The organism is Xanthomonas axonopodis (assembly GCF_001304695.1).
Lineage (GTDB): Bacteria > Pseudomonadota > Gammaproteobacteria > Xanthomonadales > Xanthomonadaceae > Xanthomonas > Xanthomonas axonopodis.
Window position 1 is genome coordinate 1 of sequence record NZ_JFAQ01000042.1, and the last position, 19,215, is coordinate 19,215.

Below are 19,215 nucleotides of genomic sequence, written 5' to 3' on the forward strand. Positions count from 1 at the left end.
TAATGCCGGGACTGAACATCTCAGAAGTTGCCGCTGAAGTTCACGAACAAGGTCGCGTCGCGGGCGCTGCGCTGGGCGGTGGTGGTGCTCAGGCCGATGTTGCTCTGCAGGCCCCACAGGCCGGTGCGGGCACCCAGCACGACGGTGGCGTAGTTGCGATCGAAGTTTTGGCCCGGGACCGTGTACATGCCCACTTCCGGCATCGACTGCAGCCAGGCGCTGGCTTCGCCGCCGTCCTTGAACTCGTGGTCGTAGGTCGCCTGCAGGTACGGCTTGACCATGGCGCCGTCCAGACGCACCTGGAAGCCGACGCGGCCGACCAGCGAATCGATGTCCTGATTGGCGTAGCCCAGCGCGGTGGAGCTGTCGTTGCTTTCGGTGTAGCCGTCGAGCTTGGTCTTCTGCCAGGTCAGGCCGGCCACCGGGCCGTACTTGAGGCTGCCTTCGCCCAGCGAATAACCGGCGTTGAGCGCCGCGGTGAGGTTGCTGCCGTCGGGGGAGCCGCTGTGCACGCGGGTGGCTGGCCCAAGCTGGACTTCGCGGTCCACGTCGTAGCTCAGCCAGCCATAGCTGACCTGGGCATTGACCCACACCGGGCCGGTGTACCAGCCGAAGAAGCCGCCCAGGGTGGTGTCGTCCTGCTTGAAGCTGCCGTTGCGGTTGCCGAAATCAGCGTCCATGCGGCCGAAACCGGCAAAGCCACCGAACACCAGGTCGCCTGCAGTCCAATCCACACCGAACAGGCCGGCCGGCGCCATGCCGTCATACAGGTCGGCGTGGTCGTAGCGCTGCATGTCGCCACGCACGCTGCCCCACCAACGCATGCCATCGGCATCCGGCTTGCCGTCCAGATGCCAGGCCACCTGGTCGGCGCGCGCGCGGCCGCCGGCCTGCGCCGAATGCGTCAGCACCTGCTGCAGACGCGGCGCTTCCAGCAACGAGATGGCGTATTCGCCCAGGATCTGGTGCACCGCCGTGGTCGGGTGAATGCCATCGGCGAACACATAGGTGTTCTGCGCATTGGCGGCGACCAGGCTGGTCGGGTTACAGGCAGGCAGCGGCACGGCCGGGTTGCAGGCGGTGCTGGTGACATTGCTGAAGCCATAGGTACCCGGGTTGGCGACGATTTCCTGCAGCATGTGGAAGGTGTCGACCGGAATCACGCGCAGGCCAGCGGACTGCAGGCCATTGAACAAGGCGGTGTTGTAGGCGGTGGCCGCAGCGGTGCCCTGTGCCATTCCCACGGCGCCGCCGGCGCGGAAGCGCGGGGTGAGGCCGACGTCCGGAATGGTCGGCACCATGACGTAACGCGCGCCGGCATTCTGCAAGGTGGCCACGGCACCGACCTGGGCGGTCACCGCGCTGCCGATGATGGCCTGCGCCTGTGCCGGGGCGAGCGACGCGGCGAGCAGGTCGTTGGCGCCGCCCCACACGGTGTACAGCGCATTGGGATTGGCGCGGCCGCCATTGGCGGTGAGGTAGGTGCTGATCTGGCTGGTCACCGACGGTGCAACGCCGAGTGCGCTGACCGAGCTGGCCTGGATGCGTGCACCGCCGGCAGCGTAGTTGTCGCCGGTCTGGCCGTTGCCGTTGGGCGCGGCATTGGTGCCGAAATGGTCGCCGACATATTCGGCCCACACCCAACCCGGGTTGGTAGTGAACTTGCCGGTGACCGCGCGCGAAGCGGCCGGCAGCAGCGGGTTGTAATAACCGCTGTCGGTGAGGCTGTCGCCAAAGAACACGGTCTGGTCGAAGGCCGACGCGGCCATGGCCGGGGCGGCCGCGATAGCGATGGCCATAGCCATCAGGGAGCGGATCGGGCGAAGTGTTGAAGCCATCGGAATGCCTGCTTGAAGTGAGTGGGACCGGACCGGCATGCATACGTACGCTGGCGAATGGTACATGGTTTCACCCTCGCCACCTGCGCTCACGCTGCATTGCCGCATAACGCAAACGCGCGCCGGAGCGGCACGCGATGCAACAATGATGACATGAACATCCAACTCAACGGCACCCCGCGCGCACTTCCGGACAACTTGCCGCTGGCCGCCCTGCTGGAGCAGCAAGGCCTAGCACAACGCCGCGTCGCGGTAGAGGTCAATGGCGAAATCGTGCCGCGCGGACGGCATGCAGAACATGCATTACGCGAGGGCGATGTGGTGGAAATCGTGCACGCGCTGGGCGGCGGCTGATGCGCCGCGCAAGCCGGCGCATCCGCGCCCGATCGGTGATAATTGCCGCATGACAACTCCCGCCCCCTCTGATGCGCTGGTCATCGCCGGCAAACACTACCGTTCGCGGCTGCTCACCGGCACCGGCAAGTTCAAGGATCTGGACGAAACCCGCCTGGCCACCGAAGCCGCTGCCGCCGAGATCGTGACCGTGGCAATCCGCCGCGTGAATATCGGCCAGGATCCCAACGCACCCAGCCTGCTGGATGTGCTGCCGCCAGAGCGCTACACGCTGCTGCCCAACACCGCCGGTTGCTACACCGCCGAAGAGGCAGTGCGCACCTGCCGGCTGGCGCGCGAGTTGCTGGACGGCCACAACCTCACCAAGCTGGAAGTGCTCGGCGACGAGAAGACGCTCTACCCGGACGTGGTGCAGACGCTCAAGGCCGCCGAGCAGCTGGTCGCCGCTGGGTTCGAGGTGATGGTCTACACCTCAGACGACCCAATCCTGGCCAAGCGCCTGGAAGACATCGGCTGCGTGGCGGTGATGCCGCTGGCCGCGCCGATCGGCTCGGGGCTGGGCATCCAGAACAAGTACAACCTGTTGGAAATCATCGAGAACGCCAAGGTGCCGATCATTGTCGATGCCGGCGTGGGCACCGCCTCGGATGCGGCAATTGCCATGGAGCTGGGCTGCGATGGCGTGCTGATGAACTCCGCCATTGCCGGTGCGCGCGACCCGATCCTGATGGCCAGCGGGATGCGCAAGGCGATCGAAGCCGGCCGCGAGGCATTTCTGGCCGGGCGGATTCCGCGCAAGCGCTATGCCTCGGCATCGAGCCCGGTGGATGGTGTGATTGGATGAGTAGGTGGTCTGCTGGCGCCGTGCGTTGGACCTGCTGCATGACGCAACCACCAGGCAGTGGCCGCTTGACGATGGGCGTGATCGAATCCGCCACCGCTTCGCACGCCCCCTCACCCCTCTCACGTTGGGAGAGAGGCTTCTTTCGTTGGGAGAGAGGCTTCTTTCAGCTCCCGCATGGGGTGCGATGTGGTTGTCGCACACTCCCGGAGCATGTGTTTGCTGACGTGACCGACCTTTCATGACCGACCCGTTTACCAGCGACGGCACCAAGATGCCGCCCAAGCCCTTCACGATCGAAGAGGGCCGCCGGCAGGTGCGTAGCTTCGTGCTGCGCCAGGGCCGTTTCACGCCAGCGCAACAACGCGCGTTCGATGCGCTGTGGCCGCGTTTCGGCCTGGACTACACCGGTGCCCCGCGCGATCTGGCCGCCACCTTCGGACGCGATGCGCACAAGGTGCTGGAGATCGGCTTCGGCAATGGCGCCGCGTTACGCTTTGCCGCGCAGCAGGACCCAAGCCGCGATTACATCGGCATCGAGGTGCATGCCCCCGGCGTGGGCCGCCTGCTCAACGCGCTGGATGAAGACGGCAGCACGCATGTGCGCCTGTATCACCACGATGCAGTGGAAGTACTGGAACACGAGATCGCCGATGGCGCACTGGACGAAGTGCGCATCTACTTCCCCGATCCATGGCACAAGAAGCGGCATAACAAGCGCCGCCTGATCCAACCGGCGTTCGCGCAGTTGCTGGTGCGCAAGCTGCGCGACGGCGGCCGCCTGCACGCGGCCACCGACTGGGCCGATTACGCCGAACAGATGTGGGACGTGCTCGATGCCACCCCGGGCCTGGTCAATCGCGCCGGCCCGCGCGGCCACGTCGAACGCCCCGCCTGGCGCCCGCAAACCCACTTCGAGACGCGCGGCCAGAAGCTCGGCCACGGCGTGTGGGATCTGCTCTACGACCGGGATTCGGGAGTCGGGATTGGGGATTCGTAACAGCGCCTTCCCGCACACTCGACGCCGCAGCAGCTCAACGAATCTCCACTCCCGAATCACGAATCCCGGCACTCAATGGACACCACGCTGACGCTGACCAACGATATGAAGCTCGTCCTCGGGCTGGTCGGTTTCACGATGGCGATGTTCCTGTTCGAGCGCATCCGCGCCGACGTGGTGGCGTTGATCGTGCTGGTTGTATTGGGCGTCACCGGGCTGGTGGCGCCGGAAGAACTGTTCGGTGGTTTCTCCGGTAATGCGGTGATGAGCATCATCGCCACCACCATCCTGGGCGCGGGGCTGGAGCGCACCGGTGCGTTGAACCGGTTGGCCACCTGGTTGTTGCGGCGTTCGCACGGCAGCGAGCAGCGCCTGATGATGATGACGCTGGCCATTTCCGGCTTGAACTCGTCGTTCATGCAGAACCCGTCGGTGATGGCGTTGTACCTGCCGGTTGCATCGCGCCTGGCCGCGCGCACCGGGCTCACCTTGCAGCGCATGCTGCTGCCGATCGCCGCTGCCATCGTGATGGGCGGCGCGCTCACCATGGTGGGCAATTCGCCGCTGATCCTGCTCAACGACCTGCTGGTCTCGGCCAACAACAACCTGCCCTCGGGCATGGCCAGCATCGAACCCTTGACGATGTTCGCGCCGCTGCCGATCGGCGTGGCGCTGCTGATCGCCGCACTGCTGTACTTCCGCTTCTACGGCGACCGCAAGCTGATCGAAGAAGAGCGCCTGATCAACGAAGGCGTGACGCCTTCGCGCACCGAGAGCTATTTCGCCAAGACATACGGCATCGACGGCGATGTGTTCGAGCTAACGGTCACCGCCGAAAGCCCGCTGGTGGGCATGACCCTGGGCGAGGCCGAAGCCTTGCACGATGCGCCGTTGCTGCTTGCGCTCAAGACCGGTAACGACACCCGCCTGGCACCACCGGCGGACATGCGCATCTGGGTCGGCAGCGTGCTCGGTGCGATGGGCCCGCGCCAGGAGGTGGCCGATTTTGCGCAAAACCAGTTCCTGCGCATGTCCTCGCGCCTGCGCAACCTGGGCGATTTGTTCAATCCCAGCCTGGCCGGTATTTCCGAAGCGTTGATTCCGCCCAATTCGCGGCTGATCGGCAAGAGCGCCGGCGAATTGCGCCTGCGCCAGCAGGCCGGCATCAGCCTGCTGGCGATCAACCGCGACAAGCAGGTCATCCGCGAAGACGTGCGCAACGTGCCGCTGCGTGCCGGCGACATGCTGGTCTTCCACAGCATCTGGCAGGACCTGGCGCAGGCGGCGGAAAGCCGCGATTTCGTGCCGGTGACCGACTTCCCCAAAGGCGAGCAGCGCCCGCACAAGTTCAAGATCGCGATGGCGATCTTCGCCTTCACCATCCTGATTGCGCTGACCTCGCGCCTGCCGGTGGCACTGACGCTGATGACCGGCGTGGCCTGCATGCTGGTCAGCGGCGTGCTGCGCATGGACGAGGCCTACGCCTCGATCAACTGGAAGACCATCTTCATGATGGCCGGCCTGATTCCGCTGGGCTGGGCGATGGACAGCAGCGGCACCGCGGCCTGGGTGGCCGGCCACACCATCGACCGCCTGCCCGAAGGCATTCCGGTGTGGGCGCTGGAAATCAGCCTGGCCTTGTTGACCACTGCCTTTTCGCTGGTGATCAGCCACGTGGGTGCGACCATCGTGATGGTACCCATTGCGGTCAATCTGGCACTGGCCGCCAACGGCAACCCGACCGCGTTCGCGCTGATCGTGGCGTTGTCGGCCTCCAATAATCTGATGACCGCCTCCAACCCGGTGATCTCGATGGTGGCCGGCCCGGCCAACTATCAACCGCGCGAGTTGTGGCGCGTGGGCGCGCCACTGTCGCTGATCTACATCGTGGTGATGGTGTCGATGATAAACCTCATGTTCTGGTGGGCGGCGCGCTAACCCGGCGGCCCGCATCTGCGCTTACCCCAGCAGCACCTGCTCGTCCTCGACCCGCACCGGCACCGCAAACAGCGATTGGCCGCGACACGGCCCGCTGACGCACTCGCCACCACTGAGTTCGAAGGCCGCGCCATGCGCGGCGCAGACCAGTTGCCCTTCCTTGGTCTTGAGGAACTGCCCCGGCGCCCAGTCCAGTCGGCGGCCGGCATGCGGGCAGATATTCAACCAAGCACGGACCTGGGTGCCTTCCCGATACAGCACCAGCGACTCGGCACCGCTATCCAAGAGCGCTTCGACTTCCAGAAACCCGGCATCGGGAATCTGCGTCAGCATGGCAAGCGTGGTGGGCGATGGCGACGACATGCAGGCGACCGGAAACGACGGGCCTGGATTGTGGCATGCGGGCCTGGCCAGCATAGGCGAGCCTCAGTCGGCGCCTTCGGGTGATAGGAGGCAACCAGCGCCCAGTCAACCGGCCACAACTGGCCGTAGGAGGCTCCGTCCACGCGCGCCACACGTGATCCTTTTCGCAAATCGCAGCCTCAATTAACGAACTTTTCACTCAATGACACGAAGCCGCAACGATACTGCGGGCTCGTTTCCTGCCCGGCAACCCACCGCCATGCCCGCACGCATCTTCCAATTCGGCAACTTCCACCACCTGTTTGCGCCGCGCAAGCCGCGTCACCCGCTGGTGCGCGTTGCCGCCGGCTTGGCTGGCCTGGTGATCCTTGCGGTACTGATCTTCTTCAGCGTATTTGTTGGCGCGGCAATGATCCTGGGCGGCATCGCCTGGAAGCTGTTGAGCAAGTCGAACCGACGCACGCCGCAGCAGGCACGCGTGGTCGATGCCGAGTACCACGTGGTGCGCAAGCCCGCGTTGCCGGTGTCGCACTGACACCTGGCTGGCTGCATTGCTGCGCCACCGTCTCGGCCTGCGCAGCTGGTGCCGGGATCGGTGGATGCCCGCATTGATGATGACTTGCTTCCAGCAAGCCACACTTGGCCTGTGATGGCTTGCCGCGCGTTGAGCAGTACCATGTCGACAGGTGATGCGCCGCGCTGATGGGCCAGACGCGTATTTGATGCTGCCTTGAGCACCAGTTCACCGCCCTGCGCGTACTTCTGATCAACACCGCATCGACGCGCACTGCGTTCGCATCGAACGCTGGCGGACTGTCGCCCCAGTTCTGCGGTGGGTTCGCAATCGCCTCGTTGCACGCGTTGCCACGCACCCTTGGATGCTGCGGCATGACGCCTTGCAAGCGTTGCCATCCGCGCCGTGTCATGTGCTGGATGCAAGCGCGACGGTTCCGTCGTACACAGGCAAACCGCTAGACTCACGTGCCCGTATGTTGAGGATGCGCGCATGAGCCACGATGTGATTCCCGCCGCCGATGTTCCGCGCATTCCAGTGGTTGGCGGTGGCAGTTTTCCGGTGCACCGCATCTACTGCGTGGGGCGCAACTTCGCCGACCACGCGCGCGAGATGGGCGCCACCGCACCAGCCTCCAAGGTCGAGCGTGGCCAGCCGACCTTTTTCATGAAGCCTGCCGATGCCATCGTGGTCGGCCACGGTGACCACATTCCCTACCCGCCCGGCACCAAGGAACTGCATCACGAAGTGGAACTGGTGGTGGCGCTGGGCAGCGATGCGCCGGCCGGCGAGTTGCCGGTGGAACAGGCAGAGGCGTTGATCTACGGCTACGGCGTGGGTCTGGATCTGACCCGTCGCGATCTGCAGGCCGCTGCCAAGGCCAAGGGCTTGCCGTGGGATATCGCAAAGGGCTTCGATCACTCCGCGCCGATCAGCGAGCTGGTGCATGCCGGCGAAGTCGGCGCGCTGGAGGCGTTGAATCTGTCGCTGGAGGTCAACGGCCAGGTGCGTCAGCAGTCGTTGCTGGATCAAATGATCTGGAACGTGCCGGAAATTCTGCACGAGCTTTCCAAACTCTATGCACTGCGCGCGGGCGATCTGATTTACATGGGCACGCCCGCAGGCGTCGGCCCTTTGCTGCCGGGCGACCAGTTCAGTGCGCGGCTGGAGAACGTCGCCGAGCGCCACGGCATCATCGCCGGCTGACATCGGGCGAGCTACGATCGGGCTGCGGCAATTGGTCCGCGACCGCAGTTGGAGTGCATTATGGGAATGGCCAGCGAATTCAAGCAATTCGCAATGCGCGGCAATGTCATCGACCTGGCGGTTGGTGTGGTCATCGGTGCGGCGTTCGGCAAGATCGTCACCGCGCTGGTGGAGAAAATCATCATGCCGCCGATCGGTTGGGCCATCGGCAATGTGGATTTTTCGCGCCTGGCATGGGTACTCAAGCCGGCCGGCGTGGATGCCACCGGCAAGGAGATCCCGGCCGTTGCCATTGGCTACGGCGATTTCATCAACACCGTCGTGCAGTTCCTGATCATCGCCTTCGCGATCTTTCTGGTGGTCAAGCTGATCAACCGCCTCACCCATCGCAAGCCCGATGCCCCGAAGGACCCGAGCGAAGAAGTGCTGTTGCTGCGCGAGATTCGCGACGCGCTCAAGAACGACACGCTCAAGCCGCCGGGCGCGCCGTAAGCGGGCACAACCAACTGATGCATGCTGTGGCGCAACTTCGCGCAGAAGGATGACCTTTCGCACGCAGACGGGGGACCTCACGCTGATAAGCTCGGGGTCCCCTTGTGGTTGGAGCCGCCCTGCATGCGTCGTCTCGCTGTTGCCATCTCTGCCCTGTTCGCCTGCTCCTCCGCGTTCGCCGCGCAGACCAGCATCCCCGACAGCGCATTGCGTACCGCGACGCAGTTACGCGAGCAGGCGTTGGCCGACGACACCGGCTTTGCGGTGGTTCAATCGTTGACCACCGAAGTGGGCCCACGTATCGCCGGCGGCGAAGCAGACCCGCGTGCAGTGGCGTGGGCCGGCGAAATTCGCTTCGCTGGGTTTCGACAAGGTATGGACCGAGCCGGTGACCTTTCCAAAATGGAAGCGTCGTAGCGAACACGCTGCCGTGCTCGGTGCGCATGCGCAGCCGCTGACCATCACCGCATTGGGCGGCACCCCGGGTGGCACCGTCGAGGGCGAGGCGGTGCGTTTCGACACGCTGGCTGCGTTGCAGGCCGCACAGGCCGGCTCACTGGCCGGCAAGATCGCATTCGTCGATTACCAGATGGTCAAGGCGCGCGCCGGCTAGGATTACGGCAATGGCGGCGCCGTGCGCAGCAAGGGACGGTCCGAAGCGATACGCAAGGGCGCAATCGGATTTGTCATGCGCTCGGCCGGCACCGACTCGCACCGCGTGCCGCATACCGGCATCACCCGTTTCGATGAGGGCCTGACCCCGGTGCCGGCCGCAGCGCTATCGGTACCCGATGCCAACCAGCTCGCGCGGCTCACCGCACTGGGCAGCACGCGCGTGCGCCTGACCTTGGACTGCGGCTGGGACGGCACGGCGACCTCGTACAACGTGATCGGCGAAATCACCGGACGCAGCAAGCCCAAGCAAGTGGTGGTGATCGGCGGGCATCTGGATTCGTGGGATCTGGGCACCGGCGCCATCGACGACGGCGCCGGCATGGCGATCACGATGGCTGCCGGCCACCTGATCGGCCAACTCAAGCAGCCGCCCAAGCGCAGCATCCGTGTGGTGGCCTTCGCCAACGAAGAGCAAGGGCTGTATGGCGGCAAAGCGTATGCCGCCGCGCACGGCAAGGATGCCAAGGACATGGCGCTGCATCAGATCGGCGCGGAAAACGACTTCGGCGCCGGGCGCATCTATGCGTTCAACACCGGCGCGGCCGCACCGGACGACTGGCGTGCCGCGACCAGGCAGATTGCCGAGGTGCTGGCACCGTTGGGCATCGCGTATGAACCGAGCAAGGGTGGCCCCGGCCCAGATGTCGGGCCGATTTCCGCCAAGGGTGGAGCCTGGGGGTGGCTGGCGTAGGATGGCACCGACTACTTCGACCTGTACCACACCGCCGACGACACGCTGGACAAGATCGACCCGAAGGCGCTCGCGCAGAACGTGGCCGCCTACACCGTGTTCGCGTTTCTCGCCGCAGAGGCCGATGACGATTTCGACAGCTGCGCGAAGAGCGTGCAGCCGCCGAGCGAGTGAGTGGCGACGACTGTAGCGCGTGCGCCGAGCGCTGGATTTGGCAGTCACTGCCGATCTTCGAGCGCCAGGCGCATGCAAGAATCGCAGGATGCCTCGCGCTGCTGCTTGCGCAGATCGGCGCGTTTGTCTGGCGGGTGCGCAGCTGCGTTGAAGTGGCTGACACTCGCCGCGCGTCATATGGGAGAAGCGCGCATCGCTTGCTCGGCATCGGTGCGTACGCGTTATGCGCAGCGGTGACGTGCAGCTGCCGCTGGTACTGCGTGAGGTGAGGGGTCGGTTGCTTTTCGTGGTCACTTTACACGTCGAACCGGTAGCGCGCGCATTCGCTCTTACTCCAGGATGAGCACACATAATGGTGGCCAAGCGGCAACGCAGTGCGAACAATGCGGCGACGTTATTGGATGTCGCCAAACACGCCGGCGTCTCGCCGATGACCGCTTCGCGTGTGATCAACCGTCACCCGAATGTGGGCGAAGCGATGCGCGCGCGCGTGGAGGCCTCGGTGCAGGCATTGGGCTACCGGCCAAATCTCGCCGGCCGGTCGTTGCGGACCAGCGGGCTGCTGCGTATCGGCGTGCTGTATAGCAACCCGAGCGCCGCATATCTCAATCAATTCATGCTCGGCCTGCTCGAGCAAAGCAGCCTCACCGGCAGCCAGGTCATGGTGGAAAAGTGCGGTGCCATCCGCAGCCAGCGTGCGGCCACCGAGCGTCTGCTCGCAGCCGGCGTCGATGGGGTGATCCTGCCACCGCCGTTATGCGACTCGCGTCAGACCATCACCGAACTCGATGCACGCGGCATTCCGGTCGTGGCGGTGGCCAGCGGCGCACCGATGGCGCAAATCAGCTCGGTGCGGATCGACGACTACCAGGCTGCACGCGCCATCGTCGATCACCTGATCGAGCTCGGGCATCGTCGCATTGCGTTGATCAAGGGCGACCCGAAACACACCCCGAGCGCACTGCGCACCAATGGCTATCTCGACAGCCTGCACGCTGCCGGCGTGTCGGTCGCAGATGGTTTGATCGCCGAGGGCCTGTTCACCTATCACTCCGGTCTTCTGGCCGCGCGCAGCCTGTTGGCGCAGCCGCAACCACCCACCGCGATCTTCTGCAGCAACGACGACATGGCGGCCGCAGCGGTGGCGGTCGCACACGGACTGGGTTTGCGCGTGCCCGAAGATGTCTCCATCGCCGGCTTCGACGATACGCCGGTGGCCACCACCATCTGGCCCGAACTCACTACCGTGCATCAACCCGTCACCGCGATGGGGCGCGCTGCTGTGTCACTGCTGACCGACGCGGTCCGTCAACGCCGCAAGGGCGACACCGCACCCGGCGTGCATCAGGTGATGAAGTACACGCTGGTCAAGCGCGGCTCGACGGCAGGGCCGCCGAAGACATCGCGCAACAGCGCGCAGTTGCCACCACCGGTTGTCTATAGGCGAACGACATCGACCTGTGCAACGCCCAGCAGGCCCGTCAACGGAACCACCGCCTTGCGTTGCTTGGGGTCGGCAGCCAAGCCCCAGCTGCGCAGCGCATCCAACAGGCGCTCGGCCAATGGCATCACCATGTGGCGCGCCCAACAGCGCTCGGACGCGTGCCCGAACGGCAGATAGCCGGGGTGATTGTCCGGATCGAGGTGATCCCAGCGTTCTGGCCGAAACGCCTCCGGCGCCTCCCACAGCGCGGGATCGCGGTGACTCAGCAATGGCAGCACCAGCACATCGTCGCGAATGCCGATGCGGCTATCAAGCGCGGGATATTCCGGCGATGCGTGACGCAGGATGTTCCATGACGGCGGCAGCAAGCGCAGCGATTCGTAGACGATATGACGGCTGGGCACTGCTGGATCGAAGGGCGATCCCAGCCATAGCGCATTGGCCACCAGTGTCGAAATAGTGAAACACACCGGCGCCGCCGTGCGCCGATACAAGCCCATAGCGTAGCGGCGCTCATTGTAGTTGCCGGCTGCTGCGGTCACGTGGCCAGGGCCGAGGCGTTGTGCTGAAGTTTGAACGGCATTGCCGCGCCGGCGGCGATGACAGCCCAGGTCAACTTCGGCGTCGGCTTAAGCATGCGATCCATCAACAGGCGCAATCGCAGCGGATCTCCAGCCAACAACAGATCGCGCAGATACACATGACCCACGTGTGGCCATGGTCCGGATAAATCCAGTTCTTCCGACACAGGACGCTTCAACGCTTCGCGCACATCGCGCCCGATGGCCTGCATCAGTTTGGAAGCATCGGTGCGCGGGATTGAACGCCCATGCAGCGGTTTAAAGGTGGGCCGCTCCACGTCGGTTGCCGCGCGCGCGTCAAGCAATCTCTGCGTCAACACCGGGCCAGCCACGCCCACGGTATCTGCGTCCAGCCGGAACACCTCTTTGCCGACGTGCTCGCCCAACAGCGCCTGCAAGCGCGGGGCGAACACCGTCGCCCTGGCAACCCCATCAGCGTTGGAAGCAGGCATGCGCTCTCCTACTCGGTAATGCCCGCGTCCGGCAGTGCCCCGCCTCGCGCGGGCCAAGGTCGTACTAACTCACATCACGACGAACGCTACGAAAACACGGTGCGGCTGCCATTGCAGTTGCACAGCCGCAACGCGCTTCGAGCCATTTACATATAGTTGGACCAAGCGGAGGACTTAAGACTCTTGCGAGAGGTCAGCATGTGCTTGATCGAAAAAAGTATCTTCATGAGCGAACTCCTGCTGCAAGGAAGGGATTGCCCTTTCGGGCGCTTTTATCAAATACACAATCAGCAGATACCTGCGTGCGAGCGATAACATTGCACCCGCACCGCGAATGCTACGCATGGCTGAACGACCATGCAACGGCAGAAACTTGCGTGTGTGCACACATTTATCGACGGCCCATGCTTGCACGAGCTCCGCATCGCCTTGGAACTCAAAATTTCGCAAACGCATTGTTGAACATAGCGCCCGAACGATGACGCTCGATCGACGAGAAACAGAGAAGGCACGCAACGGCATTTCAACTGCCGGCATGAGTGCACAGGCGGCGGCGCCACACTAAACTAAAAAATCGTATCGCTTCCCGACGATGCGACCGAATGGGAGGGTGTTCGACGTTACCACCGAACGGACTGCAACGCCGTATCAACGGCGACGGGAAGAACGCGCAACGACCGCTTGGAGAGGAACGACAGAACAGCATATGCAACACGGCGCGGGGGTGCGCCGTGCCACGCATCGATGCATTGCAGCAGCGCATCACATCAGAAGCGCAAACGCAGACCCGCGTAGTAGCGACGCTCGAAGATGTTCTGGTCGAAGTAGTGATTGGTCCATTGCGCGTAACGGCGTTCGCTTTCGCCAGTCAGGTTGGTGGCCTGGGCGTACAAGATCAGGTGATCGTTGACGTCGTAGCTCAACGACGCGTCCAGGTAGCCGACGTCGTCGTTCCAGATCGCCAGCTCATCGCCCCACGCGGAACTGTTGACCCTGACTGAAGCGCTTGCTGCACCAGTTGTAAGCCACGCGCGCCTGCAGCTTGTCTTTCTGATACCACAGCACCGCGTTGGCCTGGTGCTTGGAGTTGTCGCCGATCGGCAGCGTGTTGCCGTCGATATCGGTGTTGTCGGTATCGGCATCGGCATCGGAGAAGGTGTAGTTGATATTGGTCCCGAAACCGCTCAGCCAGCCCGGCAGGAAATCGAAGGCCTGCTGGTAATCGATTTCGAAGCCCTTGATCTTGCCGCCGCCGTTGACGATGCGCTCGACCGGGCCGCCCGCGCGCCCGACGCCATCGGCATCGGGCAAGGGCTCGATGTTGGTGACGGTGGTGGGGAACCACTTCACATCGATCAGGAACGCACCCACGCTGATCAACGAGGCATCGGCGAAATACCATTCTCACGAGGCGTTGTAGTTGGTAGCGCGATACGGATCCAGATCCGGATTGCCCGAACGGCCATTGAGGAACAGCACCGCATCCGATGGCAGTAACGGGTTACGCGGCGGCGTGCCGTTCACGGCGTAGAAGCTCACCAGACCACGGCCCAGATCGGGCAGGTCCTGACGCGCAACCGCCTTGTTGTAGGCAAAGCGCAGCTTCTGCGCGTCGGTGATGTCCAGCGACAGGTTCGCGCTGGGCAGCACATCGGTGTACTGGCGATTGAGGCGATTGGTGCCGATCGCCGGGCTGACGCCATTCTATTCGACATTGCCGATGTAGACGTTGCCGCTGCTCAGATACTGGTCGATCGCCAGCTTGGTCTGCACGATGCGTGCACAGATGTTGGCCGTCCATGGCACGCGCGTGCCGGTACCGCCTTCCAGGTTGGCCATGAAATAGGCCGAGCTGGTTTTTTCGGTCACCTGGTAGGAATCGGCTGCCTGCTGATACGCCACGTTGCCCGGATGCAGGCTGATGAGATAAGCAACCGGGTCTTTCATCGCCTACGGGTTGATTGCAGGCAGACCCTGGCTACCGAGACCGGTGACCTTGAGCGGATCGAAGTCGTTGAAATACGCCCAATAACCGGGAATCGAATTGAACGGCAGCAAGCGCGCCTCGGACACGCCGCTGCAGGTATCCACGATCAGCGGATCCTTGTAGTAGTACAGCGAACGGTTCGGATCAGCACAGCTGGAAGACACCGGCGACAGATAACGATAGGTATCGAACTTGAAATCGCGTTCGCCATAGCGAATGCCGAACTGGAAGCCGCGCACCACGCCCTCGTCGAACTCGAAAGTGCCATCGGCGCGGAACGCGTCCATCTTGGCCTCGATCTTGTTGCCCTGTGCCCAGGTGGACATCAGCTGCCAGTTGTCTGGATTGGACACATCGGTCGCAAGGTTCACCGCCGGATAGGCGCCGCGAAAATCCACCGACGCATCCACCGTGGGCAGGCCATTGACGTTGGCCCACTGGGTCACGCCGCCAGCACGCGGAATCTGGTCACCGCGTGTCACCGCTGCATCGGCACGCGCTTGGTCGTAGGTGCGCTGCGCATCGCCATGCACCCAGCGCAACGAGGCACGGAACGGCCCGCCATCGTCGTAGCGCAATTCCAGATTGGTGTTGAGCGCATCGGAATCAGCCACCCCAGCCATCGAGTGCGGCTGGAAGCGGTTGTAGCGAAAATTGCCGTACTCCAACACGCCATTGGGATCGACAACCGACCCCAGCTGCAACTGATTGGTTGCCCAACCGGTATGCAATTGCGCGGCTACAGAAGTGTCGTAGTCTTCGAGCTTGGTGTAGGCCGCGTCCGCCAGCACCGTCCACGAATCGTTGATGTTGAACTGGAACGAGCCGTTGACGCCGATGCGCTGGCGATCGGTGCTGCGGTTATCCAGCTCGGTGGCGACCCAGTTGTAGAAATAGTCACGCGGCAGATTGCCCGGGTCGGTGTTGTTGCCAATACGTCCATCGCCGTTGAAGTCGAAGCCGACATTCTGTTCGGTGGATTTTTGCGCACCGTTGGAATACACGCTGGGGTGCTTGTTTTCCAGCGCGGCATCCGAATACGACACCGCCAGCAACGCGCCCCAACGCGCGGTGCGGAAACTGGCCAACCCCGAATACAAGGCGTTGGCTTTCTGCACGCGATCGCCGTACGACCCTTCGGCCTGACCGCTGAAGGTCCAGCCTTCCGGCAGATCGAACGGACGCCGCGTCTTCAACGAGACGGTGCCGCTGATGCCGCCATCCAGATCGGCGGCAGTGGGCGATTTGATGACGTCCACGCCACTAAACAGGGTCGGCGGAATATCCACGAAATCCGGCTGCGCGCGGCCGATGTTCGGCTGGCCATACTGATCGCCGCCGCCGGCACTCAAGTACAGCTCACCGTTCATGGTGGTCTGCACCTGCGGCATGCCACGGATATTGAGCTGCGAACCTTCGCCGGCCGAGCGTCGGACCTGCACGCCAGGCACGCGCTGCAGCGAGTCGGTAATGGTGACGTCGGGCAATTTGCCGATGTCTTCGGCAGAGATCGAATCGATGATCTGCGCGGCGTTGCGCTTGTTCTCGATTACTGCCTGCGATGGGGAGTGTGCGCCTGTAACCCGGGAAATTCCCACGGAAAACGCCAGAAATGGCGAGAAACCCGAAGCTCCAAACGAGACTCTCCGGGAACGATGCCACATTCCGCCCTGTCAGGCCTCGTTGTTCAGACCTTCCTGAGAGGCCTCTCCCAAGCTCTACTGCCACACAACGGTGCACACCGCTTCGATGCAATCGGCAACCCGTCGCACAGACGTTTTGCGTCATGACCTCCGTGATGCCGCCCGTGGCTGCCGCCCTTGTTTCAGCAGCCATAGTGCGAGATAACGTTACCCCAGCTGGATATCGACAACAACCTTTGCGCGTTAGGGTTGGCAATCCCACGAGGAGGGAATCATGCGAAACCTGTTCCAATCCGCAGTCCCCGCGGCATGTGCGTTGTTGTGTCTGATCGCTGTACCCACAGCAGCACGGAGCATGCGCGTGCAATCGCCTGATGCACGCACGCAAGTGGAATTCACGCTAGGCGCCGGTGGCGTACCAACTATCGCGTGCTATATCGCAACACGTTGGTGCTCGACGATGCGCCGCTCGGACTGGATATGGGCCGCGGCAACAAGCTCGGCCGTGACATGACGCTGCAAAGCAGCAAGACCGAGCTGTACGACAGCCGCTTCACCTTGACGGTTGGAAAGACGCGACAGGCACGCGACCACTATCGAGAACTGCGCGTGCAGCTGGCCGATACGCAACACCGCAAGCTCAGCATCGAACTGCGTGCGTATGACGACAGCGTTGCGCTGCGTTACATACTGCCGGATGCGGGCCAGGTGCGCATACGCGATATGAACTCACCAGTTTCGCATTCCCGCACGATTACCGTTGCTGGAACTTGAATCTGGGCCGCTTCGGAACCAGTCACGAGGGCGAATACGATGCGGTCACCGCATCCAAATTGCGTGCCCACAATTTGATCGAGTTACCGCTGGTGTGCCAGACCGACGCCAAAGGCACTACGCTTGCGATCGGCGAAGCGAATCTGCGCGATTACGCCGGGTTGTATCTCACCGGTCGTTCCGATGGCGGCCTGGGCGTGTCGGCAAAACTATCGCCGCGCCTGGACGACCCCACGTTGGCGGTCAGCATCGATGCCAAGGGCCGCGATTTCGCCACGCCTTGGCGCGTAATCATGCTGGCCGACAACCCCGCGAGCCTGATCGAATCCAACCTGATTTCAGCGCTGAATCCGCCGCCCGCCTTCGATGCGAGTTGGGTGCGCGCGGGCAAATCGGCGTGGGATTGGTGGTCGGGCAGTCTGGCCAGCGGGGTGGCGAACCCGGGCATGAATACCGCCACCATCCAGCGCTATATCGACCATGCGCAGCAGTTGAAGCTGCAATACATGCTGATCTACGACGGCTGGTATTACGGCAGCACCGGCGATGGTCAGTACAACGCCGAGGCAGATATTCTCCGTCCGGTCGAGCAACTCGATCTGCCTGGCTTGGTGAACTACGCGCGCAAGCGCGATGTCGGGTTGTGCCTGTGGGCGCACTGGCGCGCGCTCGATGCGCACATGGACCAAGCGCTCGCCTGGTACCAGCAACTCGGCATGAAGGGCATCAAGGTCGATTTCATGGACCGCGACGATCAGCAGATGGTGGACTTCTAGCATCGCCTGCTGCGCAGGGCTGCCGAGCACAAGTTGCTGGTAGATCTGCCCGGTGCGTATCACCCGACCGGGCTGACCCCACACCTATCCGAACTATCTCACCCAGGAGGGCGTGCTCGGCGCCGAGTACAACAAGTGGAGCGCACGCATCACCGCGACTCACAACCTCACGTTGCCACTTACGCGCATGTTGCTCGGGCCGATGGATTACACCCCTGGCGGCTTCCGCAATGTCCGCCCGGCCGAGTTCAAGCCACAGCACTTCGGGCCGCAGGTGATGACCACACGGGCGCAGAAATTGGCGATGTACGTGGCCAATGAGAGTCCGTTTGCGGTGGTTGCCGACAGTCCCGAGCAATACGAAAACGTGCCTGCCGCGCAGTTCTTGCGTGATGTGCCGGCAAGCTGGCAGGAGACGCGTGCACTGGAAGGCGCCATCGGCGAGCACATCGCACTGGCGCGGCGGAGTGGCAAGGACTGGTATGTGGGTGCGATGACCAACGAGCAGGCGCGCACGCTGACCCTGCCGCTCTCGTTCCTGGGCAAAGGCAGCTGGAACGCCACCATCTATGCCGATGGAGAGACCCCGAGCGACGTGCGCATCGACACACGCAGGCTCACACGTAACGACACGCTGCAGCTTGCGTTTGCTGCAAGCGGCGGCGCTGCAGTGAGGCTGCAAAAGAAGTAAGAGCCGCCATGCTGATAGTGGAGTGAACTGGCACACCTTTGCGCAACCGCAAGACGCCGTACGCAAGGGTGTGCATGACCATCGACACCGCATCCGCTTAGCGCATTGCGCTTGCTTCGTGCCTGATGTCACGCAATGCGTTTTTGCCCATCCATTTGTTTTTTTTTTGCGCAGCTAGACTGCGCAAGCCTTCGACGCAGGCATGCGCCCCGAACGGCCCTCGGAATGCAACTGCGGACTGAAGCTGCTGTCCTGCATGGTATGCCGCGTGCAGACAGTTGCATTCCGGCGCCAAGGGACAACACATGACCTTCCGTTCTCATCGGCAGATATCGATCAGCCACGCGATTACTGCGCTTTGCGTTTTTGCACTGGCGCCCACAGCTGGCGCCGCCACGCTGCTATCGCCATCGATCTCGACGACCATCGACCGCAGCATCGATACACTGATGCCACCCTTGCTGCGGACACCGGCCACCGTAAGCGTCGCACCTACCCAACGCGACGCGCTTGGCACGTCGCTGGCGGCATCGCGGGCATTCCCGCAAGTCACGCGCGACTTCAAGGAGTTTCTGGATGCGCAGGCGCAGCTCAGTTATGCCACACGTGGCGCTGCGGCCAAGGTCAGCGACCCCATCGCCTTCGCCGAAATGCAGCGTTATCTGTTCACCTGATTAGCCCCATCCCTCAGCCTCCAGTTGCAGGATCTGCGACGCTGCGGTTGGACAATGGCCCCAGCTGAAGGCAACGGAGGTGGGAGATGGGGATCAACATCGTGCAG

Annotated in this window: 11 protein-coding genes and 5 pseudogenes; 11 read left to right on the forward strand and 5 right to left on the reverse strand. The window is 63.3% G+C overall.

The features are described from left to right. Positions 1 to 20: 20 nt before the first annotated feature. Positions 21 to 1,805, reverse strand: coding sequence for an autotransporter domain-containing esterase (locus XAXN_RS04235; RefSeq protein WP_054318621.1), 1,785 nt, complete (start codon positions 1,803 to 1,805; stop codon positions 21 to 23). Positions 1,806 to 1,991: 186 nt separating this feature from the next. Between XAXN_RS04235 and thiS the strand changes: the two genes are divergently transcribed. The 4 genes from thiS to XAXN_RS04255 all read left to right on the forward strand — a co-directional run bounded on the left by thiS (position 1,992) and on the right by XAXN_RS04255 (position 5,971). Then, positions 1,992 to 2,192 (forward strand): sulfur carrier protein ThiS, encoded by a 201-nt coding sequence (thiS, locus tag XAXN_RS04240; RefSeq protein ID WP_054318622.1) that lies wholly within the window; start codon positions 1,992 to 1,994, stop codon positions 2,190 to 2,192. Between the two features lie 49 nt (positions 2,193 to 2,241). Then, positions 2,242 to 3,036, forward strand: coding sequence for a thiazole synthase (locus tag XAXN_RS04245; RefSeq protein ID WP_054318623.1), 795 nt, complete (start codon positions 2,242 to 2,244; stop codon positions 3,034 to 3,036). 238 nt (positions 3,037 to 3,274) lie between these two features. Further along, positions 3,275 to 4,033 (forward strand): tRNA (guanosine(46)-N7)-methyltransferase TrmB, encoded by a 759-nt coding sequence (gene trmB, locus XAXN_RS04250; RefSeq protein ID WP_054318624.1) that lies wholly within the window; start codon positions 3,275 to 3,277, stop codon positions 4,031 to 4,033. Between the two features lie 75 nt (positions 4,034 to 4,108). After that, on the forward strand, positions 4,109 to 5,971 hold the full coding sequence (locus tag XAXN_RS04255; protein WP_054318625.1) for an SLC13 family permease: 1,863 nt from the start codon (positions 4,109 to 4,111) through the stop codon (positions 5,969 to 5,971). A gap of 21 nt (positions 5,972 to 5,992) precedes the next feature. Here the strand turns inward: XAXN_RS04255 and XAXN_RS04260 are convergent, their stop codons facing one another. Then, positions 5,993 to 6,334 carry a Rieske (2Fe-2S) protein gene (locus XAXN_RS04260; protein ID WP_054318626.1) on the reverse strand — a complete coding sequence of 114 codons (342 nt, stop codon included), beginning with the start codon at positions 6,332 to 6,334 and terminating at the stop codon, positions 5,993 to 5,995. A gap of 259 nt (positions 6,335 to 6,593) precedes the next feature. Here XAXN_RS04260 and XAXN_RS04265 point away from each other — a divergent pair, with 259 nt between their 5' ends. The 5 genes and pseudogenes from XAXN_RS04265 to XAXN_RS04295 form a co-directional block, all read left to right on the forward strand. Then, entirely contained in the window at positions 6,594 to 6,869 is a 276-nt protein-coding gene (locus XAXN_RS04265) for a hypothetical protein (RefSeq protein WP_054318627.1), read from the forward strand. Positions 6,870 to 7,340: 471 nt separating this feature from the next. Beyond that, positions 7,341 to 8,054 carry a fumarylacetoacetate hydrolase family protein gene (locus XAXN_RS04275; protein ID WP_054318628.1) on the forward strand — a complete coding sequence of 238 codons (714 nt, stop codon included), beginning with the start codon at positions 7,341 to 7,343 and terminating at the stop codon, positions 8,052 to 8,054. A gap of 60 nt (positions 8,055 to 8,114) precedes the next feature. Then, entirely contained in the window at positions 8,115 to 8,546 is a 432-nt protein-coding gene (gene mscL, locus XAXN_RS04280; RefSeq protein ID WP_054318629.1) for a large-conductance mechanosensitive channel protein MscL, read from the forward strand. A 123-nt stretch (positions 8,547 to 8,669) separates the two neighbouring features. Then, a pseudogene (locus XAXN_RS04285) lies at positions 8,670 to 10,086 on the forward strand (M28 family peptidase). A gap of 352 nt (positions 10,087 to 10,438) precedes the next feature. Next, positions 10,439 to 11,488, forward strand: a pseudogene (locus XAXN_RS04295) (LacI family DNA-binding transcriptional regulator); the annotation flags it as partial. A 260-nt stretch (positions 11,489 to 11,748) separates the two neighbouring features. Here XAXN_RS04295 and XAXN_RS04305 read toward each other — a convergent pair. From XAXN_RS04305 to XAXN_RS04315, 3 genes and pseudogenes are all read right to left on the reverse strand, one after another. Beyond that, a pseudogene (locus XAXN_RS04305) lies at positions 11,749 to 12,563 on the reverse strand (cytochrome P450); the annotation flags it as partial. Positions 12,564 to 12,709: 146 nt separating this feature from the next. Further along, positions 12,710 to 12,790 carry a tryptorubin family RiPP precursor gene (locus XAXN_RS22955; RefSeq protein WP_054318630.1) on the reverse strand — a complete coding sequence of 27 codons (81 nt, stop codon included), beginning with the start codon at positions 12,788 to 12,790 and terminating at the stop codon, positions 12,710 to 12,712. A gap of 540 nt (positions 12,791 to 13,330) precedes the next feature. After that, a pseudogene (locus tag XAXN_RS04315) lies at positions 13,331 to 16,103 on the reverse strand (TonB-dependent receptor); the annotation flags it as partial. A gap of 364 nt (positions 16,104 to 16,467) precedes the next feature. Here XAXN_RS04315 and XAXN_RS04320 point away from each other — a divergent pair. Both XAXN_RS04320 and XAXN_RS22380 read left to right on the forward strand, forming a co-directional pair. Then, positions 16,468 to 18,434: pseudogene (locus tag XAXN_RS04320) on the forward strand (glycoside hydrolase family 97 protein). 305 nt (positions 18,435 to 18,739) lie between these two features. Next, positions 18,740 to 19,108 carry a hypothetical protein gene (locus XAXN_RS22380; RefSeq protein WP_054318631.1) on the forward strand — a complete coding sequence of 123 codons (369 nt, stop codon included), beginning with the start codon at positions 18,740 to 18,742 and terminating at the stop codon, positions 19,106 to 19,108. Positions 19,109 to 19,215: the final 107 nt, after the last annotated feature.